At 70.9% G+C, this 5,033-nt stretch carries 5 protein-coding genes and 1 pseudogene; all 6 read left to right on the top strand.

What is annotated here, in order from left to right; genetic code table 11:
- On the top strand, window positions 1–1,330 hold a 1,330-nt coding region (locus AOK24_RS34200; RefSeq protein WP_206191319.1), incomplete at its 5' end, for a polyketide synthase dehydratase domain-containing protein.
- Complete coding sequence (locus AOK24_RS34195) at window positions 1,327–2,187, top strand: 3-hydroxyacyl-CoA dehydrogenase family protein (protein ID WP_079057140.1); 861 nt, start codon at window positions 1,327–1,329, stop codon at window positions 2,185–2,187. The genes AOK24_RS34200 and AOK24_RS34195, both read left to right, overlap by 4 nt.
- Window position 2,188: 1 nt before the next feature.
- On the top strand, window positions 2,189–2,443 hold the full coding sequence (locus AOK24_RS34190) for an acyl carrier protein (protein WP_055723889.1): 255 nt from the start codon (window positions 2,189–2,191) through the stop codon (window positions 2,441–2,443).
- Complete coding sequence (locus tag AOK24_RS34185; RefSeq protein WP_055723888.1) at window positions 2,436–3,563, top strand: acyl-CoA dehydrogenase family protein; 1,128 nt, start codon at window positions 2,436–2,438, stop codon at window positions 3,561–3,563. Before AOK24_RS34190 ends, AOK24_RS34185 begins: the two co-directional genes overlap by 8 nt.
- Window positions 3,548–4,648, top strand: a complete 1,101-nt coding sequence (locus tag AOK24_RS34180; protein WP_055723887.1) for an HAD-IIIC family phosphatase — start codon at window positions 3,548–3,550, stop codon at window positions 4,646–4,648. Before AOK24_RS34185 ends, AOK24_RS34180 begins: the two co-directional genes overlap by 16 nt.
- Before the next feature lie 150 nt (window positions 4,649–4,798).
- Window positions 4,799–5,033 (top strand): annotated as a pseudogene (locus AOK24_RS34175) (alpha/beta fold hydrolase); the annotation flags it as partial.

Here is a 5,033-nt window from a genome sequence, read left to right as displayed (position 1 = left end):
GCTCGTCGACGAGCACCGCATGCTCGGCATCTCCGTGATCCCCGGCACCGCCTACCTGGAGATGGTGCGCGCGGCGGCGGCCGACCGGGGCCTGAGCGGCGCGGTCCGCTTCGAGGACGTCCTGTTCCTGGCGCCGGTCGTGCTCGGCGAGGGCCGGGAGCGCGAGGTCCGCGTGGTCCTCGACAAGGTGGCCGACGACTACCGGTTCTCGGTCGTCAGCGCGGACGGCGAGCGCTGGAGCGAGCACGTCACCGGCCGCGTCCTGCCCCTGCCGGACCAGGACCCCGCCCACCTGGCCCACACGGCCGCCGAGCTGGTGGAGCGGCACGGCCTGCGCGACGCGGGCGAGGTGAGCCACGACGGGCCGATGACCTTCGGGCCGCGCTCGCAGTGCGTGGAGGCCGTCTGGACCGGCGAGGGCACGGCCCTGGCCCGGCTGTCGGTCCCCGAACGCTACGGCGAGGAGGTGGCCGCGCTCGGCCTGCACCCCTTCCTCCTGGACATCGCCACCGGGTTCGCCAGCCTCTACCTCGAACGCGACTACCTGATGCCGCTGCGCTACCGGGCCATCGACGTCCTCGGCCCGCTCCCCGCGCGCATCCACAGCCTCCTCACCTACCGGGGCGACCCCGCCCGCACCTCGCGCGAGACCCTCTCCTTCGACGTGACCCTGTTCGACGAGGACGGCCAGATCCTGCTGCGGGCCGAGGAGTTCGTCATGAAGACGGCCCGCGCCCTCGACACGAAACTGCCGGCCCTGCGCGACGGCCGCTCCGACGAGGTCGGCACCTACGCCTACCCGCAGCTCCGCGCGGACGACGAGAACGCCTTCCTCGCCCACCTGGAGACCGGCATCCGGCCCGCCGAAGGCGCCTCGGCCTTCGAACGCCTGCTGGCCCGCGAACTGTCGCCCCAGGTGGCCGTCGCGACCAAGGACCTCGCGGCGATCGTCGCGAACGTCGGCGCCCTCGGCACCGACACCGACGAACCGGACGAGACGCGCACCCCCGCCGCGGCCCACCCCAGGCCCGCGCTCGCCACCGCGTACGTCGCCCCCCGCGACCCGCTGGAGCAGGCGCTCGCCGAGCTGTGGCAGGACCAGATCGGCGTCGCCGAGGTCGGCGTGCACGACAACTTCTACGAACTCGGGGGCCATTCACTGCTCGGCATCAAACTCCTGGCGCGGCTGCGGGACACCCTGCACGTCCAGGTCGCCTTGCAGTCCCTCTTCGACAACCTCACCGTCGCCGAACTCGCCGCGGTCGTCGCGGCGCAGCTTCCCGACGGGACGACACAGCAGCAGGACCGACACAACGGGAGGCAGGCGTGAGCCGGGTCGGTGTGGTGGGCGCGGGAGTCATGGGCGGCGGAGTCGCCCAGAACCTGGCGACCGCCGGGCACGAAGTGGTTCTGATCGACGTCAGCAAGGAGGTACTGGACCGCTCCGCCGAGCGGATCCGCAACGACCTGCGCTTCAGCAGGCTGCTCGGCACGGCGGCCGGAACGGTCGTGGACGCCGCCCGCGCACAGGAGGCGATCACCTTCACCACCGACTACGAGGCCCTCGGCGACGCCGACTTCGTGATCGAGAACGTCACCGAGCGCTGGGACATCAAGGCGCGGGTGTATCCGGTGCTCGACGAGGTGTGCCCGCAGCACGCGGTGTTCGCCGCCAACACCTCCGCGATCCCCATCACCCGCATCGGCTCGCTGACCCGGCGCCCCGCGCAGGTCCTGGGCATCCACTTCATGAACCCGGTGCCGCGGAAACCCGTCGTCGAGCTGATCCCCGGCCACCACACCTCGAAGGAGTCGGTCGGCACCGCCCAGCAGCTCCTGGCGAGCATGGGCAAGACCGGGATCGTCGTGAACGACTCACCGGGCTTCGTGTCGAACCGGGTCCTCATGCTCACCATCAACGAGGCCGCGTTCCTCGTGCACGAGAACGTGGCCACGCCGGAGGACGTCGACAAGGTCTTCACCTCCTGCTTCGGCCACCCCATGGGCCCGCTGGCGACGGCGGACCTGATCGGGATCGACACGATCCTCTACAGCATCGAAGTCCTCCACGAGAGCTTCGGTGACAGCAAGTACCGACCGTGCCCCTTGCTCAAGAAGATGACCGACGCCGGACTCCACGGCCGTAAGTCCGGGCAGGGGTTCTTCTCCTACGCCTTGGAGGTCTGACATGACGGCAGCGGTGGGACCGGAGATAGCGAAGTTCCTGGCCGGCAGTTTCCCCAACCTGGAGATCGGCGACGACGAGGACCTCTTCGCGGGAGGCATCGCCAACTCGCTGTTCACCATCCAGCTCATCATGTTCGTCGAGAAGCGCTTCGGGGTGCAGATACCCAACGAGGACCTCGAACTCGACAACTTCCGGACCGTCACGGCCATGACCAAACTGGTCGAGCGGCTGACCCAGGCGCGGTCGGATGTCTGACCGCCCCCACGGCAGGGAGGAGTTCCGGGCCGCCGTCGACGCCGAGATAGCGCCCCGCGCGGCCGGGTTCGACCGGGACCAGGCCGTACCCGGCGACGTCCTGGCCCGCATGGGCGAACTCGGCTGGTGGGGGGCGATCCTGCCCGCCGAGGTGGGCGGCTCGGGCCTGGACATGGTGACCCTGGGGGAGCTGCACGAGGAGGTCGGCCGGGGCTGCTCCTCGGTCCGCAGCCTCCTCACCGTCCACTCCATGGTGGCGTACGCGGTCTCCCGCTGGGGCAGCGACGAACAGCGCGCCCGCTGGCTGCCCCGGCTGGCGCGCGGCGAGACCGTCGGCGCCTTCTGCCTGACCGAACGGGAGGCCGGCAGCGACGTCGCGAACATCGCGGCCACCGCCGTACGCCAGGACGACGGCGGCTTCGTCCTCGACGGCGCCAAACGCTGGACGACCGGCGGGCAGATCGCGCACCTCCTGCTCGTGTTCGCCCGCACCGGACGCGGCATCTCGGCCTTCCTCGTCGAACGCGACACCCCCGGCGTCGAGGTCCGGCCCGTCCACGGCATGCTCGGCACCCGGGGCAGCATGCTCGCCGAGATCGACTTCCGGGACTGCCGGCTCGGCCCCGACGCCCTCCTGGGCCCCGACGGCTTCGCGCTCGCCACCGTCGTCACCGGCGTCCTCGACATCGGCCGCTACAGCGTCGCCTGCGGCAGCGTCGGCATCGTCCAGGCCTGCCTGGAGGCCGGGGCCCGCTTCACCGCCGAACGCGGCGGACGGGCCCAGCCGCTGAGCGAGCACCAGCTGATCCGGCAGATGCTGACGCAGATGGTCACCGACGTCAGCGCGGCCCGGCTGCTGTGCCGGCAGGCCGGGGAGCTCAAGGACCGGCAGGACCCGCAGACCATCATGGCCACCTGGATCGCCAAGTACTTCGCCTCGACCGCCGCCGCCCGCGCCGCGAGCGACGCCGTACAGATCCACGGGGCCGCCGGCTGCGCCCCGGACCATCCCGCGCAGCGCTACTACCGCGACGCCAAGGTCATGGAAATCATCGAGGGCAGCACCCAGATCCAGCAGATCAAGATCGCTGAGGAGGCGTACAGGTGGACAGCCAGGTAAGCGCGCCGGCCGTCCCCGGAGGACGGCGCGACACCCCCCGGGACAAGCCGCGCCGGGGCCGGATCAAGTGCGTGGTGTGGGACTTGGACGAGACGCTCTGGGACGGCGTCCTGCTGGAGGACGGCGACGTCGCCGTGCGGCCGGCGGTCGTGGAGCTGATCAGGGAACTCGACGCGCGCGGCATCCTCCAGTCGGTGGCGAGCAAGAACGACCACGACGCGGCGCTGGAGCGGCTGGAGGCCTTCGGGCTCGCCGAGTACTTCCTCCACCCCCGGATCGGCTGGGGGCCCAAGTCCGACTCCGTCGCCGACATCGCCGCGGCCCTCAACATCGGCGTCGACTCCCTCGCGTTCGTCGACGACCAGGAGTTCGAACTGGAGGAGGTCGCCTTCCGCCACCCGCAGGTGCTGTGCGTCGCGGCGGCCGAGATCGGCCAGGCCGTCTCCGGCTGGGAGGAGTTCCGGCCCCGCTTCATCACCGACGAGTCCCGCAACCGCCGCTCGATGTACCGCAGCGCCATCGAACGCGACCAGGCGGAGGAGGAGGCGAAGACCACCGGCGAGGACTTTTTGGCCACCCTCGGCATGGTCTTCACCATCAGCGACGCCGCCGAGGAGGACCTGCGGCGGGCCGAGGAACTCACTGTACGCACCAACCAGTTGAACTCCACCGGCAAGACCTACTCCTACGACGAACTCAAGGAGCTGTGCGCGTCCCCCGACCACCGCCTGCTCGTCGCCGACCTGGAGGACCGCTTCGGGCAGTACGGGAAGATCGGCCTCGCCCTGGTCGAGACGCGCGGACCGGTCTGGAAGCTGAAGCTGCTGCTGATGTCCTGCCGGGTGATGTCGCGCGGCGTCGGCGCGGTCCTCCTCAACCACGTCATGACCCTCGCCCGCGACCACGGCGCGGCGCTCCAGGCGGAGTTCGTCGAGACCGGACGCAACCGCATGATGTTCGTGACCTACCGGTTCGCGGGCTTCAAGGAGGTCGGGAAGAACGGGGACGCGCTGCTGCTGGAAGCGGACCTGAGCCGGGTCCAGCCGGCCCCCGACCACCTGGTGGTCACCCCGCCGGAGGCCTGACGGCCGGAACGCCCCATCCCCTGCTCCATCCCCTGCTTTGTTCCCCTGCTTTGTTCCACGGGAAGAACGGATCGAGAACCAGATGGCAACCTTCGTCCTGGTCCACGGCGCCTGGAGCGGTGCCCACGACTTCCGCAAGGTCCGCGGCNNACATCGCCGACCGCGTCAGCCACCTCGTCTACCTCGACGCCTTCGTGCCCGACGACGGCGAGGCCGCCGGCCTGCCCGGCGGGGCCAGCGCCCCGCGTGTCACGGAACTCGGCGGTTCCTGGCTGCTCCCGGCGCCCGTCCGCGAGTTCGACGACCCCGAGACCGGCGCCTGGATCACCGCACGGCGCACCCCGCAGCCCCTCGGCACGTTCACCGAACCGGTACGGCTGACGCG

This window comes from Streptomyces niveiscabiei (genome assembly GCF_001419795.1).
GTDB classification, from domain to species: Bacteria; Actinomycetota; Actinomycetes; order Streptomycetales; family Streptomycetaceae; genus Streptomyces; species Streptomyces niveiscabiei.
The sequence above is the reverse complement of the archived record's forward strand: the minus strand, read 5'-3'. Positions and strand labels throughout refer to the sequence as shown.